General features: G+C 71.8%; 17 protein-coding genes and 1 pseudogene. 7 read left to right on the forward strand and 11 right to left on the reverse strand.

The genetic code is table 11. The annotated features are described in order from the left end of the window. Window positions 1-128 precede the first annotated feature (128 nt). Complete coding sequence (locus tag H305_RS0112265) at window positions 129-896, forward strand: polysaccharide deacetylase family protein (protein ID WP_028800642.1); 768 nt, start codon at window positions 129-131, stop codon at window positions 894-896. Window positions 897-1,276: 380 nt separating this feature from the next. Further along, window positions 1,277-1,765, forward strand: a complete 489-nt coding sequence (locus H305_RS0112270) for a hypothetical protein (RefSeq protein WP_028800643.1) — start codon at window positions 1,277-1,279, stop codon at window positions 1,763-1,765. A gap of 97 nt (window positions 1,766-1,862) precedes the next feature. On the opposite strand, the gene H305_RS0112275 is transcribed toward H305_RS0112270, so the two are convergent. From H305_RS0112275 to H305_RS0112305, 7 genes are all read right to left on the reverse strand, one after another. After that, window positions 1,863-3,044, reverse strand: a complete 1,182-nt coding sequence (locus H305_RS0112275) for a glycoside hydrolase family 6 protein (RefSeq protein WP_028800644.1) — start codon at window positions 3,042-3,044, stop codon at window positions 1,863-1,865. Between the two features lie 156 nt (window positions 3,045-3,200). Further along, window positions 3,201-3,836, reverse strand: coding sequence for a hypothetical protein (locus tag H305_RS45590; RefSeq protein ID WP_234020762.1), 636 nt, complete (start codon window positions 3,834-3,836; stop codon window positions 3,201-3,203). A gap of 228 nt (window positions 3,837-4,064) precedes the next feature. Next, entirely contained in the window at window positions 4,065-5,216 is a 1,152-nt protein-coding gene (locus H305_RS0112285) for an XdhC family protein (protein ID WP_028800645.1), read from the reverse strand. A 44-nt stretch (window positions 5,217-5,260) separates the two neighbouring features. Next, entirely contained in the window at window positions 5,261-6,718 is a 1,458-nt protein-coding gene (locus H305_RS0112290) for an NCS2 family permease (protein ID WP_028800646.1), read from the reverse strand. Window positions 6,719-6,985: 267 nt separating this feature from the next. Next, a complete protein-coding gene (locus tag H305_RS0112295) occupies window positions 6,986-9,379 on the reverse strand; it encodes a xanthine dehydrogenase family protein molybdopterin-binding subunit (protein WP_028800647.1) in 2,394 nt (797 codons plus the stop codon). Between the two features lie 4 nt (window positions 9,380-9,383). Then, complete coding sequence (locus H305_RS0112300; RefSeq protein ID WP_028800648.1) at window positions 9,384-9,992, reverse strand: (2Fe-2S)-binding protein; 609 nt, start codon at window positions 9,990-9,992, stop codon at window positions 9,384-9,386. Next, on the reverse strand, window positions 9,992-10,882 hold the full coding sequence (locus tag H305_RS0112305; protein WP_028800649.1) for an FAD binding domain-containing protein: 891 nt from the start codon (window positions 10,880-10,882) through the stop codon (window positions 9,992-9,994). The genes H305_RS0112300 and H305_RS0112305 overlap by 1 nt, the downstream gene beginning before the upstream one ends. A 405-nt stretch (window positions 10,883-11,287) precedes the next feature. Here H305_RS0112305 and H305_RS0112310 point away from each other — a divergent pair, with 405 nt between their 5' ends. Together H305_RS0112310 and H305_RS0112315 are read left to right on the forward strand one after the other, a co-directional pair. Further along, window positions 11,288-12,961 (forward strand): PucR family transcriptional regulator, encoded by a 1,674-nt coding sequence (locus tag H305_RS0112310; RefSeq protein ID WP_028800650.1) that lies wholly within the window; start codon window positions 11,288-11,290, stop codon window positions 12,959-12,961. Window positions 12,962-13,096: 135 nt separating this feature from the next. Then, window positions 13,097-13,870: a hypothetical protein gene (locus tag H305_RS0112315; RefSeq protein WP_028800651.1), complete on the forward strand. Its 774-nt coding sequence runs from the start codon at window positions 13,097-13,099 to the stop codon at window positions 13,868-13,870. Between the two features lie 250 nt (window positions 13,871-14,120). Here the strand turns inward: H305_RS0112315 and H305_RS0112320 are convergent, their stop codons facing one another. Together H305_RS0112320 and H305_RS0112325 are read right to left on the reverse strand one after the other, a co-directional pair. Beyond that, a complete protein-coding gene (locus H305_RS0112320; RefSeq protein WP_028800652.1) occupies window positions 14,121-14,432 on the reverse strand; it encodes a hypothetical protein in 312 nt (103 codons plus the stop codon). 146 nt (window positions 14,433-14,578) lie between these two features. After that, the gene (locus tag H305_RS0112325) at window positions 14,579-15,493 is read right to left on the reverse strand and encodes a GntR family transcriptional regulator (protein WP_028800653.1); all 915 of its coding nucleotides are present in this window, start codon (window positions 15,491-15,493) and stop codon (window positions 14,579-14,581) included. Window positions 15,494-15,649: 156 nt separating this feature from the next. Here H305_RS0112325 and H305_RS0112330 point away from each other — a divergent pair, with 156 nt between their 5' ends. Continuing rightward, window positions 15,650-16,531: a (2Fe-2S)-binding protein gene (locus H305_RS0112330; protein WP_028800654.1), complete on the forward strand. Its 882-nt coding sequence runs from the start codon at window positions 15,650-15,652 to the stop codon at window positions 16,529-16,531. 314 nt (window positions 16,532-16,845) lie between these two features. Next, window positions 16,846-17,886: a DUF2637 domain-containing protein gene (locus H305_RS0112335; RefSeq protein WP_028800655.1), complete on the forward strand. Its 1,041-nt coding sequence runs from the start codon at window positions 16,846-16,848 to the stop codon at window positions 17,884-17,886. 76 nt (window positions 17,887-17,962) lie between these two features. Here H305_RS0112335 and H305_RS0112340 read toward each other — a convergent pair whose 3' ends face one another. Continuing rightward, window positions 17,963-18,418: an ATP-binding protein gene (locus H305_RS0112340; protein ID WP_037763586.1), complete on the reverse strand. Its 456-nt coding sequence runs from the start codon at window positions 18,416-18,418 to the stop codon at window positions 17,963-17,965. Window positions 18,419-18,634: 216 nt separating this feature from the next. On the opposite strand from H305_RS0112340, the pseudogene H305_RS45595 reads away from it, so the two are divergent. After that, window positions 18,635-21,651: pseudogene (locus H305_RS45595) on the forward strand (alpha-mannosidase). A gap of 96 nt (window positions 21,652-21,747) precedes the next feature. On the opposite strand, the gene H305_RS0112350 reads toward H305_RS45595, so the two are convergent. Next, on the reverse strand, window positions 21,748-23,490 hold the full coding sequence (locus tag H305_RS0112350; protein ID WP_028800657.1) for a pyruvate dehydrogenase: 1,743 nt from the start codon (window positions 23,488-23,490) through the stop codon (window positions 21,748-21,750). Window positions 23,491-23,533: the final 43 nt, after the last annotated feature.

Raw genomic sequence — 23,533 nt, forward strand, 5'->3', positions numbered from 1 at the left:
CTGCGGCAGCACTCTCACGGCGCCGCACAACGGCGGCCCGGAGCCCGCATCGGCGCAGCGCGCAGGGCTATACATCGAGTGTATACACCACATGTATAGTCGCGGGCATGCCTTCTCTGCCCAGGAAGATGAAAAGACCGGGGACCAGGTTCCGTACGGCCGCGGCGATCTCCGCCGCCGTCGCGCTGGCCCTTCCGCTGACGGGGTGCACGACCGTGCGCACCACCGCGCCGAGCACCGCCCGCGCGGGAGCCGCGACCGACGTGCAGGCACGCTTCGGAACCGTCGACTGCCGCGAGGCCAAGTGCATCGCACTGACCTTCGACGCCGGACCGAGCGAGCACTCGGCGCGGCTGCTCGACATCCTCAAGGAGAAGCAGGTCCCGGCGACCTTCTTCCTGCTCGGCAAGCGGCACATCGAGAAGTACCCCGAGCTGGTGAAACGCATGGCTGACGAGGGCCACGAGGTGGCCAGCCACACCTGGGACCACAAGATCCTTACGCGCATCTCGTCGCAGCAGATACGCGAGGAGCTGGAACGGCCCAACGACGCGATAGAGCGGCTCACCGGCCGCAAGCCGACGCTGATGCGTCCGCCGCAGGGACGGACGAACGACACGGTGCACCGGATCAGCCGCGAACTCGGGCTCGCCGAAGTCCTGTGGAGCGTGACCGCCAAGGACTACCAGACGAGCGATTCGGCGCTGATAGAGAAGCGCGTCCTCCAGCAGTCGTCCCGGGACGGGATCATCCTGCTGCACGACCTCTACCCGGGCACCGTGCCCGCGGTGCCCGGCATCATCGACGCGCTCAAGAAGCGGGGGTACGTCTTCGTGACGGTGCCGCAACTACTGGCCCCGGGGAAGGCCGAGCCCGGCACCGTGTACCGGCCCTGAGGAACGCGCACGGGCCGATCAGCGGGTACGCGGCGCGGGGCTGGCACGCGCCGATGAGCTCGCACCGCGCCGCGGAGCTCGTACGTGCCGTTGGGCTCACACGCGCCGATGGGCTCGCACCCGCAAGGCGCAGGTACGAGTGCTGACGAACACGTGCGGGCTCCGGCGGACGCCCGCGTACTCGCCCGCCCCCGACAGTCAGCCGAGGCGCACCGGCAGCACCCGGTGGCCGTGATGACCTCGCTCCAGGAGATCTCCGCGGCGAGCACGCGGGCGAGCCGGTCGGGGTGGGAGAACAGTGCGTGCGGCAGGGGTGATGGCGCCCCATTTCGGGTGGTTGCGCGAGGATTCATCTCCCGTTCGGGGCCTACGATCACACCGTGGTTCTCTTCGTGTTCGAACGCTCGGCCCCGCACTCCGTCGAGGAGAGCTGGCGCCGTCTGACCGACTGGACGCGGCACGCGGCCGTCGTGCCGCTGACCCGCGTCACCGTGCGCACGCCGCCGCCGACCCGGGCGGGCACGGTGTTCGTGGCACGGTCGGGCATGGGGCCCTTGGCATTCGACGATCCGATGGAGGTCGTCACCTGGCAGCCGCCCGCGGAGGGGCGGCCGGGACGGTGCCGGCTCGTGAAGCTCGGCACCTTCGTGACCGGATGGGCGGAGATCGAGGTGCATCCAGCCTCCCCGGAGCGGCCAGGGGCGCCCGGCCCGGTGGGGGCACCGGACCACCCCGCCGCCGGCTCCTGGGTGGTGTGGCGGGAGGACCTGAGCGTGCGATGGCTGCCCGGGGCGGCCGACCGCCCGCTGCGCGGGGCGGCTCGCTGGATGTTCGGGCGGGCCGTCGACGGGCTGCTGCGGACCGATTGAGGCGCCCGGGCCCCTGGGGACGGACTGACCGGACGGAGGACCGGACGGCCTGAGCCGTACGCCCTGGGCGGCCAGGACGAGGGTCCACGCCCGTGGCTCAACTCCGCGGCAGGACCGGTGGGTTGGCGAACCGCACCAGTTCCAGGGCCTGTTCGGGGAACCAGTCGCCCGCCTCGGGGTCGACCGTCCCGCGCTCCGGATCCTCCGGCCCCGGCGTACCGCGCAGGCACAGCCCGTCCGACTCGCCCGGCGTCTTGATCCACAGCCGGGCGTCCTGCAACGGGTCTCCGGTGCGCAGGGTGGGCCGGGCGCCCAGGCCGCGGTCCGGCGGATTGCACCAGTCCTGCGGGTCGGGATAGGTGCCGGCCGGGGGTGTCCAGGGGCCCTGCCCGTTGCGGCTGGAGTCGGTGACGAAGTGCGTCATCCTGGACGGGGGCGTGTGCACGTTCGCGTCGAGCCAGGACTGCGCGTCCGCCCGCGGCCACCACTGGTTCGGACAGGCGGCGACGTCGCCGCCCGCGCCCACGTAGGCGATGCACGAGGAGATCAGCTTGCCGTACCAGGAGTTGGCGTCGTCGGTGTTGTAGTTCGAGGCGTTCGTGTAGAAGCCGGACGCGTGCCCGACACCGCCCTTGATCAGGCGCGGCACGATGGAGTCGACGGTGTGCCAGCCGGGATGTCCGGTGTCGAGGTAGACGCGGGTTCCGCGCAGCGGCTCCAGGTGGTCCACCGCGTACTCGACCTCCAGGTACCGCGCGGCGGTCTTCGTGCCCTGCGCGTCGTCCTGACCGCAGTCCGACGGCAGCAGCGCGAGGGCGTCGGGCTCCAGGATGACCATGGCCTCGCGGCTGCCGATCCCCCGTGCCACGGCGTCGATCCATTCCTTGTACTCGGCGGTGTCGGCGGCCCCGCCCGCGGAGTAGTTGGAGCAGTCGCGGCCGGGGATGTCGTAGAGCGCGAGCACGGGGACGGCGTCGTCCTCGTCGGCGTCCCGGACGACCTGGCGGACCATGCGCTCCACCTGGGCGGGCGTCTGGTCGCCGAACCAGACGGCCTGGGGCGTGTCGACCATGGCCAGAATGCCCGCCGCGTCCAGGAACTTGCCCTCGCGGGCGAGTTCGTAGGCCTGCCGGTACGCCTGCGGGTTGGCGTCGGGGACGTACAGGGAGGGGCCGCGGCCGGCCGGCCCGGCGGTGTCGGCGGCCTGCGCGGACGGGGCGGCCAGCAGGGCCGTCAGTCCGAGCGAGAGGGCGGCGAGCCAGATGGGGGCACGTCTCATAAGGGGTTCACTCCTGATGCGCAACGGTCACGAGGGACTTGCGGGAGCGCTCCCACGAGCGTCATCGAAGGCCATGCTCGCGTCAATACGCCTGCACGAGAAAGGCCCGTCGCACCGGGCCGGGGCCACCTGCCCGTGACGCCCGGCAGGTACGACTCACGCACCGTGCGAGTGGGGTTCGCCGTCTTGCGCCACGGCCAGTTTGTCCCGACGATCACGGTCACCGTCGCTGGTCGTGCTCAGGACCGTGTCGCAGATCTCCCGGAGCTTGTCCGTCGCCTGCTTGGAGAACAGACCGCACAGTCCCGCGATGCCGGAGAAGCCGTACGGATTGGTCGCCCCCGCCCCCGAACTCCCGGCGAAGAGACCGCCGCGCAGCAGGAAGTAGACCAGCAGGGCCAGTGCCACCCCGATGCCGGCCCTGAGCAGGTACCACCACAACCAGCTCGCATACAGCCGTCTGTTGCCCACGTAGGTCGCGAAGGACGTGGCCGCATGGACGAAGCTGCCCAGGGCACTGCAGAGAATCACCGCGACCAGCATCGCCGTGTCAGGGGTGAGCGACCACTGTGCCAGGCCGAAGGGCGACCACGGCTGCCCGGCGCCGACATCGGCGCCGGGCTGGACGAGTCCGAGCACCACCGGCCACAGACTCACCAGGGTTCCGCACACGAACACGACGTCGGCCAGGAGGAAGACTCCCAGTACCGCGGTCGCGGCCGGCGACAGGCGGCGGCCTTCCTGCGCCTGTCGCCCTCCGATACGGCCCTGTCCGGTTGCCGACCCACTCACCTTGCGCTCCCCCGCTGTGCCGTTGACCCGACGGCGCCCCGCACCCCCGGGGCCCGATGCCACCGGCCACCGTACAAGTTCGGTCGTCGACCGCGGGCGCATGAGCCGCCTTGGAATCGTGGGATTCGGGGACTATGTGCGGGAGTTGATTCTGTGGCAACCGACGGGGTGATGACCGGCGATCAGGACGACCTGATCACCCGTCTGCTCTGACCCGAGGGAACAGGGTCAGGCCCCCGACCCGATCCGCCCCGCGGGCACCGACGCCGCATCGTGGTGGATCGGCGTGTGCGCGCCGGTCAGCGAAATGCCGCTGCCGCCACGCCGGTTGGCGACGATCTCCGAGGCGATGGACAGGGCCGTCTCCTCCGGCGTGCGGGCGCCGAGATCCAGGCCGATCGGCGACCTGAGCCGCGCCAGCTCCAGTTCGGTGACGCCGACTTCGCGCAGCCTGTCGTTGCGCTCCAGATGAGTGCGGCGCGACCCCATCGCGCCGACGTACGCCACCGGGAGCCGCAGGGCGAGCCGGAGCAGCGGTACGTCGAACTTGGCGTCGTGGGTCAGCACGCACAGCACCGTCCTGGAGTCGGTCTCGGTGCCCTCCAGGTACGTGTGGGGCCATTCGACGACGATCTCGTCCGCCTCGGGGAAGCGGGTGGCCGTCGCGAAGACCGGGCGGGCGTCGCACACCGTCACCCGGTAGCCCAGGAACTTGCCGATGCGGACGAGGGCCGAGGCGAAGTCGATCGCCCCGAAGACGATCATGCGGGGCGGGGGCACCGAGGACTCGACGAGCACGGTGAGCGGTGCTCCGCAGCGGGAGCCCTGCTCTCCGATCTCCAGGGTGCCGGTGCGCCCCGCGTCCAGGAGGGCGGCGGCCTCCCCCACCACGGTGCGGTCGAGTTCGGGGTGGGCCCCGAGGCCGCCCTCGTAGGAACCGTCGGGGTGTACGAGGAGGGCGCGGCCCATCAGTTCCGCGGGCCCGGAGACGACGCGTGCCACCGCCGCCGCCCGTCCTCCCGCGGCGGCGGCCAGCGCGTCCGCCAGCACCGGCCGGGCGGCGTCGCCGGCGCGGACCGGGGTGACCAGGATGTCGATGATGCCGCCGCAGGTCAGGCCGACCGCGAAGGCGTCTTCGTCGCTGTAGCCGAAGCGTTCGAGGACGGTCCCGCCGTCCTCCAGGGCCTGTCGGCACAGTTCGTAGACCGCGCCCTCCACGCAACCGCCGGAGACCGAGCCGATCGCCGTGCCGTCGGAGTCGACCGCGAGTGCGGCGCCGGGCCGGCGGGGTGCGCTGCCGCCGACGGCCACGACGGTGGCGACGGCGAAATCGCGTCCCTGCTCGACCCACCGGTGCAGCTCTTCGGCGATGTCCAGCATCTCTCGGTCTCCTTGACAGCGGTTGCGTGGTGGGTGGCCGGGCGTCAGTGGACGCCCATCCAGCTTTCGATCGGGTCGAGGGCGAAGTAGACGAAGAAGATCACCGTCAGGCCCCACATGAACGCCCCGATCTCCCGGGCCTTGCCCTGGGCGATCCTGATGGCGACGTACGAGATCACGCCGGCCGCGACTCCCGCGGTGATCGAGTACGTGAAGGGCATGATCACGACGGTCAGGAAGACCGGGATCGCGGTGGCGCGGTCGGCCCAGTCCACGTGGCGGGCGTTCATCATCATCATGGCGCCGATGACGACCAGGGCCGCCGCGGCGACCTCGCCCGGGACGATCGCCGTGAGCGGGGTGAAGAACAGGCAGGCCGCGAAGAACAGGCCGGTGACGACCGAGGAGAGTCCCGTGCGGGCGCCCTCGCCCACGCCGGTCGCCGATTCGACGAAGACCGTCTGGCCGGAGGCGCCGGCGACACCGCCGACCGCGCCGCCCGCGCCGTCGATGAACAGGGCCTTGGACAGGCCCGGCATCCGGCCCTGCGCGTCGGTGAGCTCGGCCTCGGTGCCGACCCCGATGATGGTGGCCATCGCGTCGAAGAACCCGGCGAGCACGAGCGTGAAGACGATCATGCCGACCGTCATCGCGCCCACTTCGCCCCAGCCGCCGAACTCGACCTTGCCGAAGAGCGAGAAGTCCGGCATCGAGACGGCGCTTCCGTGCAGTTCTGGGGCGCCGCCGGCCCACTGCTCGGGGTCGATGACACCGGCCGCGTTGAGGACGACGGCGACCACGGTGCCGCCGACGATGCCGATCAGGATCGCGCCGGGGATGCCGCGCGCCTGGAGCATGAAGATCGCGAGCAGGGTCGCCGCGAAGAGCAGGACCGGCCAGCCGGCGAGTTCACCGGTCGGGCCGAGGGTCACCGGGGTCGACTTGCCCTGGTGCACGAAGCCCGCCTTCACCAGGCCGATGAGGGCGACGAAGAGGCCGATGCCCATGGTGATCGCGTGCTTCAGCGCCAACGGGATGGCGTTCATGATCATCTCGCGCAGGCCGGTGACGACCAGGAGCATGATCACGACGCCGTACATCACACACATGCCCATGGCCTGCGGCCAGGTCATCTGCGGGGCGACCTGCGAGGAGAGCACACCGGAGACGGACAGTCCGGCGGCGAGGGCGAGCGGCACCTTGCCGACGAACCCCATCAGGAGCGTGGTGAAGGCCGCCGCGAACGCGGTCGCGGTGATCAGGGCCTTCTGGCCGAGCGTGTCCCCCGCCGCGTCCTTGCCGGACAGGACGAGGGGGTTGAGCAACAGGATGTACGCCATCGCCATGAAGGTGGTGACGCCGCCGCGCACCTCACGCGCGATCGAGCTCTCCCGCTGGGATATGTGGAAGTACCGGTCGAGCCAGGACCGTCCGGCCGGGACGCGGCTACCCGCGCCCGCGTCCTCCGCGACGGTCTTCGGCTCCAGAGACTGCTGGGTCATGTGGGCCTACTCCCAAGGTTCAAAGGGGCACCCGAGACAGCCGCCCTGACGGCTGATCAACCGCATGGCGGCTGTGGGATTTGGGATGGTGCTTCGGCCGCACGACCCGGGGGACGGCCCGAGACGAACGATCAGGATCTGCTGCTGGTACTGACGGTGATCACTTTTCGACGGTTCAAGTTCCGTGAGCGGTGCGGCGCTTGAGTACTCCGGGCGGCGCGACGAAGTGTGACGTTCCCTGCGCCGCCCGGAGAGTCTGCCCGGTGCCTACGCGGTGCCCGTGAGGTGCTCGGGCCGTACCGGTGTCCGGTTGAGCTCCAGACCCGTCGCGTTCCGGATCGCCGCGAGAACGGCCGGGGTGGACGACAGGGTCGGGGCCTCGCCGATGCCACGGAGCCCGTACGGAGCGTGGTCGTCGGCGAGTTCGAGCACGTCGACGGGGATGGTCGGCGTGTCGAGGATCGTGGGGATCAGGTAGTCCGTGAAGGAGGGGTTGCGCACCTTCGCGGTCTTCGGGTCGACGATGATCTCCTCCATGACCGCCACGCCGAGGCCCTGGGTGGTGCCACCCTGGATCTGGCCGACGACGGACAGCGGGTTGAGGGCCTTGCCGACGTCCTGGGCGCAGGCCAGTTCGACGACCTTGACCAGGCCGAGCTCGGTGTCCACCTCGACGACGGCGCGGTGCGCGGCGAACGAGTACTGGACGTGCCCGAATCCCTGACCGGTGCGCAGGTCGAACGCCTCCGTCGGACGGTGCCGCCACTCGGCCTCGACCTCGACGGCCTCGCCTTCGAGCACGTCGGCGAGATCGGCGAGGACCTCGCCGCCGTCGGTGACGACCTTGCCGCCCTCCAGGAGGAGTTCGGCCGTCGCCCACGCGGGGTGGTAGGTGCCGAACTTGCGCCGGCCGAGCTCCAGGACCTTCTCGCGCACCAGCTCGCAGGAGTTCTTGACGGCGCCGCCGGTGACGTACGTCTGGCGCGACGCGGAGGTCGAACCGGCGCTGCCCACCTGTGTGTCGGCGGGGTGGATGGTCACCTGGGTGACGCCCAGCTCGGTGCGGGCGATCTGCGCGTGGACCGTGACGCCGCCCTGGCCGACCTCGGCCATCGCGGTGTGGACCGTGGCGACGGGCTCGCCGCCCACGACCTCCATGCGGACCTTCGCGGTCGAGTAGTCGTCGAAGCCCTCGGAGAAGCCGACGTTCTTGATGCCGACCGCGTAGCCGATGCCGCGGACGACGCCCTCGCCGTGCGTGGTGTTGGACAGGCCGCCGGGCAGCTGCCGTACGTCGGCGCCCTCGGAGCTCTCCCACTGGCGCTCGGGCGGCAGCGGCATCGCCTTGACGCGGCGCAGCAGTTCGGCGACGGGGGCCGGGGAGTCGACCGGCTGCCCGGTCGGCATGACCGTGCCCTGTTCCATGGCGTTGAGCTGCCGGAACTCGACGCGGTCCATGCCCACCGCGTCGGCGAGCTTGTCCATCTGGGCCTCGTAGGCGAAGCACGCCTGCACCGCGCCGAAGCCGCGCATGGCGCCGCAGGGCGGGTTGTTGGTGTAGAGCGCGATGGCCTCGATGTCGACGTCGTCGATCACGTACGGGCCGACGCTCAGCGAGGACGCGTTGCCGACGACCGCCGGGGAGGCCGACGCGTAGGCACCGCCGTCCAGGACGATCCTGCACTTCATGTGCGTGAGCTTGCCGTCCTTGGTGGCGCCGTGCTCGTAGTACAGCTTCGCCGGGTGCCGGTGGACGTGTCCGAAGAAGGACTCGAACCGGTTGTAGACGATCTTGACGGGCTTGCCGGTCCGCAGCGCCAGCAGGCAGGCGTGGATCTGCATCGACAGGTCCTCGCGGCCGCCGAAGGCGCCGCCGACGCCGGAGAGCGTCATCCGGACCTTGTCCTCCGGCAGGCCGAGGACCGGGGCGATCTGGCGCAGGTCGGAGTGGAGCCACTGGGTGGCGATGTAGAGGTCGACGCCGCCGTCCTCGCCCGGCACCGCGAGGCCGGACTCCGGGCCGAGGAAGGCCTGGTCCTGCATGCCGAAGGTGTACTCGCCCTTGACGACGAAGTCGGCCTTCTCGGCGGCCTTCCCGACGTCGCCGCGGACGATCGGCTGACGGTGCACGATGTTCGGGTGCGGCACGTGGCCGATGTGGTGGTCGTCGCGGTTCTCGTGGATGAGGATCGCGTCGGGCGCGGTCGCGGACGCCTCGTCCGTGATGACGGGCAGTTCGCGGTACTCGACCTTGATCTTCGCGGCGGCGCGGCGCGCGGTCTCCGGGTGGTCGGCGGCGACGATCGCGACGGGCTCGCCGTGGTGACGGACCCTGCCGTGCGCGAGGACCGGGGTGTCCTGGATCTCCAGGCCGTAGTTCTTCACGGCGGTCGGCAGGTCGTCGTACGTCATGACGGCGTGGACGCCGGGCTGTGCGAGGGCCTCGGAGGTGTCGATCGACACGATCTCGGCGTGGGCGACCGTGGAGCGCAGGATCTGCCCCCACAGCATGTCCTCGTGCCACATGTCGGACGAGTAGGCGAACTCGCCGGTGACCTTGAGGGTGCCGTCCGGGCGGAGGGTGGACTCCCCAATGCCGCCCTTCGTCTTCGACCCCTGGGTCACCTTGGACGGGATGCCGGTGGTGCGTGTGTCGGCCATGGCGTCAGACCCCCTCGGGCTCGGACTGGCGCGCGGCGGCGAGCCGGACGGCGTCCATGATCTTCTCGTAGCCCGTGCAGCGGCACAGGTTGCCCGACAGCGCCTCGCGGATGTCCGCGTCGCTCGGGTTCGGGTTGCGCTCCAGCATCTCGTCGGCGGCGACCAGCAGGCCCGGGGTGCAGAAACCGCACTGGACGGCACCGGCGTCGATGAACGCCTGCTGGACGGGCGAGAGTTCGACGCCCTCACCGGTCTGCGAGTCGTGGCCCTTGGCCGCCCACTGCTTGGCGGCGTCGAGCGACGTCCCGGCCTTCTCGGCGGATCCGCAGGCGCCGCTCGCGCAACCACCGTGTTCCGCACGCTGCTTGGCGAAGTCGGCGAGCCCCTCGACCGTGACGACCTCGCGGCCCTCGACCTGGCCGGCGGCGACCAGACACGAACACACCGGCACACCGTCGAGGCGGACCGTGCAGGAACCGCACTCGCCCTGCTCACAGGCGTTCTTCGAGCCGGGCAGTCCCAGGCGCTCGCGCAGGACGTAGAGGAGCGACTCGCCCTCCCAGACGTCGTCGGCCTCCTGTGGACGGCCGTTGACCGTGAAATTGACGCGCATTACGCGACTCCCTCCGTGGTGGCGGCGGTGCCGCGGTACGACTCCCAGGTCCAGGTCAGGGTGCGGCGGGCCATGATGCCGACCGCGTGGCGGCGGTAGCTCGCCGTGCCCCGGACGTCGTCGATCGGGTTGCAGGCGGCGGAGCACAGGTCCGCGAACTGCTTGGCGACCGACGGGGTGATGATCTTTCCGTTGTCCCAGAAGCCCCCCTCTTCGAGCGCCGCGTTCAGGAACTCCTCGGCGGTCTTCGCGCGGACCGGCGTCGGTGCCGCGGAGCCGATGCCGGTGCGGACCGTGCGGGTCTGCGGGTGCAGGGCGAGGCCGAAGGCGCACACCGCGATGACCATGGCGTTGCGGGTGCCGACCTTCGAGTACTGCTGGGGGCCGTCGGCCTTTTTGACGTGGACGGCGCGGATCAGTTCGTCGGCGGCGAGCGCGTTGCGCTTCACGCCGGTGTAGAACTCGTCGATCGGGATGAGGCGGGAGCCGCGTACCGACTCGACCTCGACCTCGGCGCCAGCCGCGAGGAGGGCGGGGTGGGCGTCGCCGGCCGGGGAGGCGGTGCCGAGGTTTCCGCCGACGCCGCCGCGGTTGCGGATCTGCGGGGAGGCCACCGTGTGGGAGGCCAGCGCCAGGCCGGGAAGCTCGCCGCGCAGGTTCTCCATGATCTGGGTGTACGGAACGGAGGCGCCAAGGCGCACGCTGTCCTCGCCGACCTCCCACTCGCTCAGCTCGCCGATGCGGTTGAGATCCAGGAGGTACTCGGGCCGGCGGTGGTCGAAGTTGATCTCGACCATCACATCGGTGCCACCCGCAATCGGCACAGCGGTGGGGTGCTCAGCCTTGGCGGCGAGCGCCTCCTCCCAGCTGGCGGGGCGAAGGAAGTCCATGAGTGGCTCTCTTCTTCGTATCGTGGGTCGTTCTGTTCAAGCCAGATCGTGTGCGGCGGGCCCGGCTCGTTCATGAGTTGTTGACGCGGAGTGGGGCCAGTACACAGCTCCGTCGCACACCGGGGTCAGTCACCGAAACCATGAAGGAGTTGGCTGGCCAGGGAGCTCATCTTGTAGATTCGTATGAACGGAGGTCATCAGTAACCTCTTCGCTTTCCTCTGGAAACATCCGGCACGGACTGGGAATCAAGGAGCACCGCTCACGAAAGCCCAGGACACGGCCACACGGGGGCCACGGCCACCGTTCTGAGGACCCGTGCCCCGCTCCCGACGGGGGACGACCCACCAGGGGTCCTCGCCACAGAACCATCGTAGATTTCGAGACACAGAACGGCGGCGACGAGAATGCGGCTGCGCGCACTGCTGGACACCGACGCGCTGGGCCTGCGGCTGCTCGGCGGCGAGGACGAGCTGGACCGCGCGGTGCGCGGCGTGATGACCACGGACCTCAAGGACCCCAGCCGATACCTCTCGGGCGGCGAGCTGGTCCTCACCGGCCTCGCCTGGCGGCACGGTGCCGCCGACTCCGAGTCCTTCGTACGCATCCTCGCCGGTGCCGGAGTCGCCGCCCTCGCCGCCGGTGAGGCGGAGCTGGGCGACGTGCCGGACGACCTGATCCTGGCCTGCGCCCGGCACCGGCTGCCGCTGTTCGCGGTGAACGAGTCGGTGGCCTTCGCGACGATCACCGAGCACGTCGTACGCCAGGTCTCGGGCGAGCGGGCCGGGGACCTGGCGGCCGTGGTGGACCGGCATCGGCGGATGATGACGTCCGGGCCGGCCGGCGGCGGCCCCGACGTGGTCCTCGACCTGCTCGGCAGCGACCTGGATCTGCGGGCCTGGGTCCTGTCGCCCACCGGGCGGCCCATCGCCGGATCGAAGGTCGCGGGGGCGGCCCTGGCGGCCGACGTGTGCGCCGAGCTGGCCGCCGAGCACCTGGCCGCGGCCCGCACCGGCCGCCCCGGCCCGCACCGGGTGACGATCGGCACGGCCACGTACTCGCTGTTCCCGATCCGCGCGTCCCAACGGTCCTCCGGTGCGTCGCGGGACGTCCGCGAGACCGTGCTCTCCGACTGGCTGCTCGCCGTCGAGGCGGACGCCGGGGACTGGCCCGAGGAGCGGCTCGACCTGCTCCAGGGCGTCACCCAGCTGATCGCGGTGGAGCGGGACCGGCGCGACGCGGCACGCACGGTACGGCGGCGGCTCGCGCAGGAGGTGCTGGAGCTGGTGCAGACGGGGGCGGCGCCGGCCGAGATCGCGGCGCGGCTGCGGGTCGCGGCACCGGTCCTGCTGCCCGGCCTCGGCGCCGCCCCGCACTGGCAGGTGGTCGTGGCGCGCGTCGAGTGGGAGGGCGGCGAGATCGAAGGCGGCCCGGTCGCCCAGTCGCTGCTGGAGGAGATCCTCGTCGACCCGCTGTCCGCCGGTCCCGAGCACTCCGACCGGATAGCCGTCGCCCATACGGGCGATGAGGCGATCGCGCTCGTCCCGCTCCCGGCGGTGTCCGCGGAGCACGACGGCTCCGAGGAGGGGCTGCTCGCCGACTCGCTCCTGGAGGCGGTACGGGACCCGCTGTCCGCCGGACTCGACGACGACGGGCGGCTCACCCTCGGCGTCAGCGCCGCCGTGCACTCGGCGGAGGGTCTGCGCGGGGCGCTGGAGGAGGCCCGGCACGCCCGCAGGGTCGCCGCCGCGCGCCCCGGCCGGGTCTGCGCAGCCGGACACCAGGAGCTGGCCTCGCACGTGCTCCTGCTGCCCTTCGTGCCGGACGACGTGCGCCGCGCCTTCACGGCCCGGCTCCTGGACCCGCTGCGGGACTACGACCTCAGGCACCGCGCCGAGCTGATCCCCACCCTGGAGGCGTTCCTGGACTGCGACGGTTCCTGGACGCGTTGCGCCACCCGTCTGCACCTGCACGTCAACACGCTGCGCTACCGCGTCGGCCGGATCGAACAGTTGACGAGTCGTGATCTGTCACGCCTGGAGGACAAGTTGGACTTCTTCCTGGCACTGCGCATGAGCTGACGCGCGACGCCCGCGAGCGGCGGCCGAACACCTATGACTTTGTGAAATCCTTCACCCACCCTCTTGGCCGGGCGCCGCGATCCGTGCTGAGATGCCACCACTCAACAGCTCAATGGTGTGCTCGGGGAGGGCAACGTGGCGCATACCGCCATGTCTGGTCACGGAACGACTGCAGGGGACGATCCACTCCAGACCGCGGTATGGCGGCTGCGCTCGCGAGCCTGCTGGGCCGACGCGGCCGCGCTGCTGCGGCCGCACACAGCGGAGGCGGCGCTCCAGCGGGCGTCGCTGCTCGTCGAGCGGTGCCTGTACACCGAACAGGGCTGGGCCGAGGCGGAGGACGCGCTGCGGACCGCGGAGGCTGTCGCGCAGAGCGACGACGAGCGCGGTGCGGCGGCCTGCGAACGGGGGCAGCTCGCGTACGCGGCGACTCTGCTCGGCGTGCGCGACCGGGCGGACGAGGCGCGGGCCGCGCTCGGCCGGGCCGCCGCGCTGCTCGCGCCCGGCGCCCGGGGGCGGGCCCTGTTGGACTTCCGGCGCGGACTGCTCGCCGAGAACCTCGCGCGCTCCCCGCAGGCCGCCCGCGCCGCCTACCGGCGCGCGCACGCGGGCGCGGTGGCGCACGACGATCCGCTGCTGCTCTCCTTCACCTGGCGGCATCTGGCCGGACTCGCCCTGCGGGAGGGCGAGTTGGCCGAGGCGCGACACGGGTTCGCCGAATCACTGCGGATCCGCGAGGAGTTGGGCTACCTCGTGGGCACGGCTCCCGCGCTGGCGTCACTTGCGGACGCCGAGGCCGAACCGGAGGCGTCCCGCCTGCGCGCGGAGGCGGGCCGCCTGTTCCGTCTGCTCGGCGGCGTCCCGACCTGGCTGGCCCGCCAACTGGCCCCACCGGCTGCCACGGCCTGAGCACCGGCGTCCTGGGCAGCGGGTTCGCCCGCTCCGGGCGGCCGGGACGAGAGACGGCCGCCCCGCCCACCGGCGAGCTCGCCCGATTCGGGGCGGCCCGGCGCACAGGGTCACCGGGTGCGCACGTCCGCGGGCCGGCCCGCTCCGGACGCGGACCGGCCAACAGGCGGTCGGACGCGCCCGACGGTGAACTCGCTCCGCCCGGGGCGCGGACCCGGCGAGAAGGCAGCCGTACGCGTCCGCCCCTGGGTCAGCCGCTCTGGGCGCGGGCCAGCAGGGTGCGGGCGAACTCCTGGACCGTGGTGCGCAGTTCGGGGTCGCGGGCCACGTAGACGATCACGCCCACGATCACCAGGAGGGCGAGGAGGCCGCGCAGTCCTCCGCTCCGGCCGCCGCCGTACGGCGCCGGACGGTGCAGATGGGGCGAGCCGGAGTGGCGGGCGTGGCCGCGGGCCATGTCGTGCATCTCGCGGTGGCCGCGTACGTGGTTCTGGTGGATCTGCTGCGCCTGCTGCGCGGCCTGCTGGGCTTGCTGCTGGGCCGTCCAGGACGGGTCGGGCATCGGAATCTCCCCCGGTGTCGGTCCGGCTCTCGCCGTGTACCGGGGGCCACGCCCCCGCCGCGCGCCGGGTTCCCGGCGTCACGGTGTGTTGCGCGGCGGATACCGCTCCGTGACGCGCAGGAGGGGAAGGGCGCCTGCCGACGGGGTCAGGACGCCCCGGCGAAGTGCTCGCGCACCAGCGACTGCACGACCGGCAGATCCTCGGCGATCAACGCGTCGAGGAGCGCGGTGTGTTCGGCCGCGTCGGCGACCAGGTCGGCCCGGCCCCGGGAGACGGGACCGCCGACGAGCGGCCACTGGGCGCGCCGGTGCAGGTCGTCCGCGATCTGCACCAGCTGGCTGTTCCCGGACAGCGCCAGCACCGCACGGTGGAAGGCCCGGTCGGACTCGGCGTAGGTGGCGCGGCACCCGGAGGACGCGGCGCGCGCGGTGGCCTCGGCGAGGGGGCGCAGCTCAGCCCAGCGCCCGGCGGGCACGGTGCGCGCCAGGCGCAGCATCACCGGCACCTCGATCAGGGCGCGGACCTCGGCGAGTTCACCCAGTTCCCGGGTGCCGCGTTCGACGACCCGGAAGCCGCGGTTGGGGACGACCTCGACCGCGCCCTCCAGCGCGAGCTGCTGCATCGCCTCCCGTACGGGCGTCGCGGACACCCCGAACCGTTCGCCGAGCAGGGGCGCCGAGTACACCTCTCCCGGGGCGAGCTCGCCCGCGACGAGCGCGGTGCGCAGGGCGTCCAGGATCTGCCCGCGTACGGAGGAACGCTGCACGACGGGGCGGACGCCCTCGACCCGGGGGCGCGGGAGGGGCGGCTCGCTGTGCGTGTGCTCGCCGCGGGCGCGGGCCAGGCCCCCGGCCTCGGGTCCGGTCGCACCGCGAGCGGCCCCGGCGCCGACACCGGGCACGGCACCGTCGGGGACACCGCCCCGCGTCCGCTCCCTGCCGGTGCCCCGGTCCATGTCCGCGGCCCGCGGCTGTGCGGGCACCCGGACGGCCCCCGTACGGATGTCCGGGGTCCCCGCGCCTGCGGAGCCGTGCGCACTGCGCGGACCGGACTGCTCCACGGGCCCTCCTCCGGGCTTGGTCGTACTTGGGGGTCATTGCGGCGGTTGTTACCCGTCCGTCAAGCACCATAGGCGTACATGGGCTCAGTTCAAACACCCGAAGTGACGGGTAAGGTAAGGCTTACCTGCTAACGATCGTGAAGCGGATGGTCCCGCATGCCCTCTACCGCCCTGTCCGACGGACCGGCCACGGACACCCCGGCCGCCGACGGGCGGCAGTCGCCCGTCGGCGACGCCTACGCCCGGCTGACCGAGGTCTTCTCCGGGCTGAGCGTCCGCGAGCTGAGCGCCGGCGAGGCCGCGCCGTCGGGCGAGGGGTGGGTCTGCGCAGCGGGGTTGGCGGCCGGCGGGACCGACCTCGACGCCTTCCTCGCACGGGACGAGGAGCAGGTGATCCGGGACTACGGACAGCGGGCGCGCCCCGACGTCGTGGCCGGATTCGGTCTGCACCGGTACGCCTGGCCGGCCTGCCTGCTGATCACCGTGCCGTGGTTCCTGCGACGCCGCGTCCCCCGCTTCGCTGTGGAGGACGTCACATACGAGCGCACGCTCGGCAGCATGGCCGTCCGCGTCTCGACGTTCGCCTGCCTGCCCGGCGACCCCGCGGCCGGACTGCCGGGCGCCCGGGTCGTCCCCGACGAGGCGGCGCTGCGCACGGAGGTGCGGGCCGCGGTGGCCGAGCACCTGGAGCCGGTCCTCGGCGGCTTCGGCCCCCGCATGCGGCGGCGCGGCCGGGCGCTGTGGGGCATGGCGACCGACGAGGTCGTCGAGGGACTCTGGTACATCGCCCACCTGCTCGGCGAGGAGCGGCGGGCGATGCGTGAGCTGGAGCTGCTGCTGCCGGGGTCGACGCAGCCGTACGCCGGCTCCGCCGCGTTCCGCGAGCTGACCGGTCCGAACGGCGAGTCCCTGCCCACCCGCGACCGGGTGACCTGCTGCTTCTTCTACACGCTGCGCCCGGAGGACACCTGCACCACCTGCCCGCGCACCTGCGACGCCGACCGGGTGGCCAAGTTGGCGGCGGCCGCGGCCGGTTGAACCGTCCCGGACGAGGGCGGCCCACGAGTGCCCTAAGATCAACTCCGGCGACCCCCCCGCACGGTGAGGCTCCGCGGATCGCAGTCGATTCACGACTTCCTCACTTGCCGCAGGAACTTTCCGTCGAACCATCCGTACGGGTAATCTTATTCGCACTCAACTCCCGTCCCTCGCGCGGCAGTTCGAGCAGAACGCCGCCCTGCGCATCCCCTTGCACTCCCTTGGCGGCCTCTTGCCCCGAAACCCCCTGAGGGCTGACGGGATTGGGCCACTATGGCGGGCGTTACGCCCTATCCCAATGCAAGGGACCCCAGATGAGACTGACCGACATATCGCTGAACTGGCTGCTTCCGGGCGGCGTCTTGCTCCTGGGACTGCTGGCGGCGGTGGCGGTGCTCGCGCGCGGAAAACGGTCCGGGGAGAGCGCGAGCAGCGACGACTCGTGGGAGCGCAGCGAGGAGCGTCGCAGGCGCAAGGAGGCCATCTACGGCACGGCCTCCTACGTGCTGTTGTTCTGCTGCGCCGCGGTCGCCGCGGCGCTGTCCTTCCACGGCCTGGTCGGCTTCGGCGAGCAGAACCTCGGCCTCTCCGACGGCTGGGAGTACCTCGTCCCGTTCGGCCTGGACGGCGCGGCCATGTTCTGCTCCGTGCTCGCGGTGCGCGAGGCCAGCCACGGTGACGCGGCGCTCGGATCCCGGATACTCGTGTGGACGTTCGCGGGTGCCGCGGCCTGGTTCAACTGGGTGCACGCTCCCCGGGGCATCGACCACGCGGGCGCCCCGCAGTTCTTCGCGGGCATGTCCCTGTCGGCCGCGGTGCTGTTCGACCGCGCGCTGAAGCAGACCCGGCGTGCCGCGCTGCGCGAGCAGGGCCTGGTCCCGCGTCCGCTGCCGCAGATCCGTATCGTCCGCTGGCTGCGCGCGCCCCGGGAGACGTACGGTGCCTGGTCGCTGATGCTCCTGGAGAACGTCCGCAGCCTGGACGAGGCCGTCGAGGAGGTCCGCGAGGACCGGCGCCAGAAGGAGCAGAACCGGCTGCGCCGCCGGGAGCAGGAGCGAGTCGAGCGTGCTCACCTCAAGGCGCTCAGCCGGGGCCACCGAGGGCTGGCCGGCCGCGGCGGCGGCCGGGAGCTGGAGACCGCGACGGTGGAGCGGGCCTCGGGCCAGGCATCCGCGGAGCCTGCCATATCCACCGCGGAGCAGCTGCCCGTGCGCTCACGGCCGTCCCTCACTCCCGTCCGCAAGAGCACTGAGCCGATCACCGTCGACCTCACCGCGGAGGACGACACGATGGCCCTGCCGCGACTCGACTCGCTGGAGCGCAAGCTGAAGGACCTCGAGCAGCAGTTCGGCTGAGGCACCTGGTCCGCACGAGCCGGACGGCCCGGCCGGATCCCGGCCGGGCCCGGACATCACCACGGCGGCGCGGTGTCTACGACACCGCGCCGCCGTCCAGTTCGAACCACACCGCCTTGCCCACACCGTGCGCCCGGACCCCCCAGGCGTCGGCCAGGGACTGGACGAGGACCAGGCCTCTGCCGTGCGTACCGTCGCCGGCGTCCGGTAACCGCAGCCTGGGCCTGCGTCCCACGAAGTCCCGGACCTCTACGCGGAGTCCGTGGGGACCGACGGTGGCCGTCAGGACCGCGTCGCGGTCGGTGTGGATGAGGGCGTTGGTGACGAGCTCGCTCGTCAGCAGCTCGGCTGTCTCGGAGCATCCCGGCCCGCCCCAGTGCCGTAACAGCTCCCGCAGAGCCCTGCGCACCTCGGGCACCGCCCGCAGGTCCGCCCTGCCCAGCCGGCGCCTGAGCTGTGCGCCGTCCTCCCCGTCGCCCGCCCCGTCGGCCGCTTCCTCCACTGCCTTGGCGGAGGAGGCCCCCATGGCCATGGGACCACCTCCTCGTGCCTGCCTCTTCATGACCCCCGCCTGCGTGCCGATGTCGGTTCCCCTCCAGCTCGAACACGTTCACGGGGATCCATGCCCAGGCGGGAACGCGGCAGTCATGTCGAATCGTCAACCACCCGCCGGGGCGACGCGGGTGCGCGGTGTTCACGCGGGGAAGGGACACTCGGGACAGAGCCGTCCGAGCGCAGAGGAGCCGCCGTGCACGACGACCGTTCGCTGGTGGAGGCGCGCCTGGAGCGCGCGCTGCGGCAGTTCCTGCGCCCCGCGCAGTACACCGACCGGGTCCCGCTCGCCCTGTCCGTGTGGCACGTGCCCGGCGAGCCGGTCCCCGTCGACCAGGCGCTCCAGGCCGCCTACGTGCCCTTCACCACCGGCACGCTCTGGGGAAAGCCCTGGTCGACGAGCTGGTTCCGCATCGAGGGCCGGGTGCCCGAGGAGTGGGCGGGCCGGCACGTCGAGGTGGTCGTCGACCCCGGGTTCACGGGTGACGGCCCCGGCTTCCAGGCGGAGGGGCTCCTGCACGACGCCGCCGGCATCCCCCTGAAGGGGATCCACCCCCGCAACCGGCACCTGACGGTCGGTGCGCCCGCAAGGGGAGGCGAGGCCGTGCACCTGTTGCTGGAGGCGGCGGCCAACCCGGCGGTCCTGCACGGCTTCGAGCCTACGCACCTCGGGGACGTGCTGACCGCAGGCGATGGGCCCGTCTACCGATTCGCGGCTGCCGATCTCGCCGTACTCGACCCCGACGTGTGGCGGCTCGTCCTCGACATCGAGGTGCTCTCGGAACTGATGCACGAACTGGACACGGGCCGGCCGCGACGGCACGAGATCCTGCGGGCGCTGGAGGACATGCTGGACGCTCTGGACCTGCACGACGTGCCCGGCACGGCGCCCGCGGCCCGCGCCGCGCTCACGGAGGTGCTGTCCCGGCCCGCGTCGGCGAGCGCGCACCGGATCTCGGCGACCGGGCACGCCCACATCGACTCGGCGTGGCTGTGGCCGTTGCGCGAGACGGTCCGCAAGGCGTCCCGCACCTTCGCCAACGTCACCGCACTGGCCGGTGACTACCCCGAGCTGGTGTTCGCGTGCTCGCAGGCCCAGCAGTACGCCTGGGTGAAGGAGCACCAGCCGCACATCTGGGAACGCGTCAAGAAGGCCGTCACGGAGGGGAACTGGGCCCCGGTCGGCTCCATGTGGGTGGAGTCGGACGCCAACATGCCCGGCGGAGAGGCCCTGGCCCGGCAGATCGTGCACGGCAAGCGGTTCTTCCTGGAGGAGCTCGGAGTCGAGACCGAGGAGATCTGGTTGCCGGACTCCTTCGGCTACACGGCCGCCTTCCCGCAGCTGGCGAAGCTCGCGGGCGTCCGCTGGTTCCTCACCCAGAAGCTGAGCTGGAACCAGTCCAACCGGATGCCCCACCACACGTTCTGGTGGGAGGGCATCGACGGGACCCGTGTCTTCACCCACTTCCCGCCCGTCGACACCTACAACTCGCAGTTCCACGGCCGTGAACTCGCCCACGCCGAACGCAACTTCGCGGAGAAGGGCCGGGCCACCCGGTCGCTCGTGCCGTTCGGGTGGGGCGACGGCGGCGGCGGTCCGACCCGCGAGATGCTGGAGAAGGCGCGGCGGCTGCGCTCCCTGGAGGGCTCGCCGCGCGTCGAGATCGAAAAGCCCTCGGCGTTCTTCTCGGCGGCCGAGGAGGAGTACGGGACTCACGCGCCCGTGTGGTCGGGCGAGCTGTACCTGGAACTCCACCGGGCCACCTACACCACGCAGGCGAAGACCAAGCAGGGCAACCGGCGCTCCGAACACGCCCTGCGCGAGGCCGAGTTGTGGTGCGCGGCCGCGGCGGTGCGCGAACCGTCGTACGCGTATCCGTACGACGCGCTGGACCGGCTGTGGAAGACCGTGCTGCTGCACCAGTTCCACGACATCCTGCCCGGGTCGTCGATCGCCTGGGTGCACCGCGAGGCTCGGGAGACGTACGCACGGGTGCTGGCCGAGGTGGACGAGCTGACCGCCCGCGCCGTGCGGGCGCTGGGCCCCGGCGCACCCGCCGTGCTGAACGCCTCGCCCTATGAGCGGACGGAAGTGGTCGGGGACGCGCTGGTGACCGTGCCCGGACTGGGGAGCGCCGCGGCGCCGGACACGGCGGACCCGGTGGGCGCCCGGGTCCGGGCCGAGCGGTCGGACGACACGATCCTGCTGGAGAACGAGTGGCTGCGGGTGCGGATCGACCGCGACGGGCTGCTCACCTCCGTACGGGACCTCGCGCGCGGCCGGGAGGTCCTGTGCGGCCCCGGCAATCTGCTGCAGCTGCACCCCGATCACCCCAACGCCTGGGACGCCTGGGACATCGACCGGCACTACCGGCGCACCCGCACGGACCTGACCGACGCCGAGTCGGTGGAACTCGTGGAGAGCGGACCGCTGCGGGCCGTCGTGCGGGTCACCCGCGCCTTCGGCAGCTCCCGGATCGTCCAGGACATCCGGCTGACGGCGGCGGCCCGCAGGCTGGACGTGGTGACCGAGGTCGACTGGCGGGAGTCGGAGAAGGTCCTCAAGGCCGCCTTCCCCCTCGATGTGCACGCCGAACGCTCCGCCGCCGAGATCCAGTTCGGCCATGTCCACCGTCCCACCCACGCCAACACGGGGTGGGACGCGGCCCGGTTCGAGATCTGCGCCCACCGGTGGCTGCGGGTCGCGGAGGACGGGTACGGCGTGGCGGTCCTCAACGACTCGACGTACGGCCATGACGTGACCCGCTGCGCGCACGAGGGCGGTCTCGGCACGACCGTGCGGCTGACGCTGCTGCGTGCCCCGCACAGCCCGGACCCCGAGACCGATCTCGGCACCCACCGGTTCACGTACGCGCTGCTGCCCGGTGCGGAGGTGGGTGACGCCGTCGCGGAGGGACTCGCGCTCAACCTGCCGTTGCGCGTGGCCGGGGCGCCGGTACTCGCTCCCCTGTGAGCGTCGACAACCCGGCCGTCACCGTCGAGTCGGTCAAGCTCGCCGAGGACCGCAGCGGCGATGTGGTGGTGCGGCTGTACGAGTCCCGGGGTGGCCGGGCCCGCTGCGAGCTGACCGCCGGCTTCCCCGTGACCCGTACCGAGGTGACGGACCTGCTGGAACGGCCGCTCCACGAGACGGCGGGACCCTTCACGCTGCGGCCGTTCCAGATCCTGACGCTGCGGCTGCGCCCGGCGTAGCCGCGCCGGCACTCGTTCCGTGCCGTCGCTGCCCTGCTCGTCGGCGGTCCCCTCAGTCGTCGAGGGACCCGCCGGCGCGGGCAACCGCGGCGGAGCCTACGGCCGTCGCACGTTGCGCAGGTTCGAGCGGGCCATCTGCACCATCCGTCCGACGCCTCCGTCGAGCACCATCTTCGACGCCGACAGCGCGAAGCCCGTCACCATCTCCGCGCTGATCTTCGGCGGGATGGAGAGGGCGTTGGGGTCGGTGACGATGTCGACCAGAGCCGGACCCTTGTGGCTGAAGGCGTCCTTCAGGGCACCGGCGAGCTGCTTCGGCTTCTCGACGCGGACGCCGTACGCCCCGCAGGCGCGGGCCACCGCGGCGAAGTCGGGGTTCTTGTTCGAGGTGCCGTACGAGGGCAGCCCGGCGACCAGCATCTCCAGCTCGACCATGCTCAGCGAGGAGTTGTTGAAGACGACGACCTTCACCGGCAGGTCGTACTGGACGAGGGTGAGGAAGTCTCCCATCAGCATGGTGAATCCGCCGTCGCCTGACATCGACACGACCTGCCGCTTGCGGTCGGTGAACTGCGCGCCGATCGCCATCGGCAGCGCGTTGGCCATCGAGCCGTGCGAGAACGAACCGATGACACGGCGGCTGCCGTTGGGCGAGATGTAGCGGGCGGCCCAGACGTTGCACATGCCGGTGTCGACGGTGAACACGGCGTCCTCGTCGGCGAGTTCGTCGAGGACCGAGGCGACGTACTCGGGGTGGATCGGCACGTGCTTCTCGACCTTGCGGGTGTACGCCTTGACGACTCCTTCGAGAGCGTCCGCGTGCTTCTTCAGCATCTTGTCCAGGAAGCGCCGGTTCCCCTTGGGCTTCACGCGCGGGATCAGGCAGCGCAGGGTCTCCTTCACGTCGCCCCAGACCGCGAGGTCCAGCCTGGAGCGACGGCCCAGGTGCTCGGGCCGCACGTCGACCTGGGCGATCCTGACGTCGTCGGGCAGGAAGGCGTTGTACGGGAAATCGGTGCCGAGCAGGATCAGCAGATCGCACTCGTGGGTCGCCTCGTAGGCGGCGCCGTAGCCGAGCAGTCCGCTCATGCCGACGTCGTACGGGTTGTCGTACTGGATCCATTCCTTGCCGCGCAGGGCGTGCCCGACCGGGGACTTGATCCTCCCGGCGAACTCCATGACCTCGGCGTGCGCGCCGGCCGTGCCGCTGCCGCAGAACAGGGTGACCTTCTCCGCCTCGTCGATCATCGCGACGAGCTTGTCGATCTCCGTGTCGCCGGGACGGACGCTGGGCCGAGAGGTGACGAGCGCGGTCTCGACGGGCTTGTCCGGGGCCGGTTCGTCGGCGATGTCACCGGGCAGCGTGACGACGCTGACGCCGGACCGGCCGACGGCGTGCTGGATGGCGGTCTGCAGGACCCGGGGCATCTGCTTCGGGCTGGAGATCAGCTCGCTGTAGTGGCTGCACTCCTGGAAGAGCCGGTCGGGGTGGGTCTCCTGGAAGTAGCCGAGACCGATCTCGCCGGAGGGGATGTGCGAGGCGAGGGCCAGGACGGGGGCCATGGAGCGGTGCGCGTCGTACAGGCCGTTGATGAGGTGCAGGTTGCCGGGGCCGCAGGAGCCGGCGCAGGCCGTGAGCTTCCCGGTGATCTGGGCCTCGGCGCCCGCGGCGAACGCCGCCGTCTCCTCGTGCCGGACGTGGATCCAGTCGATGGCGGAGTTGCGCCTGATCGCGTCGACGACCGGGTTCAGGCTGTCGCCGACCACCCCGTACAGACGCTCGACGCCCGCGCGGACGAGGATGTCGACGAACTGTTCGGCGACGTTCTGCTTGGCCATGCTTCACGCACCCCTTTGTGATCCTCGGATCCCCCCTGGGTCC

This window comes from Streptomyces sp. 142MFCol3.1 (assembly GCF_000424945.1).
GTDB classification, from domain to species: Bacteria; Actinomycetota; Actinomycetes; order Streptomycetales; family Streptomycetaceae; genus Streptomyces; species Streptomyces siamensis.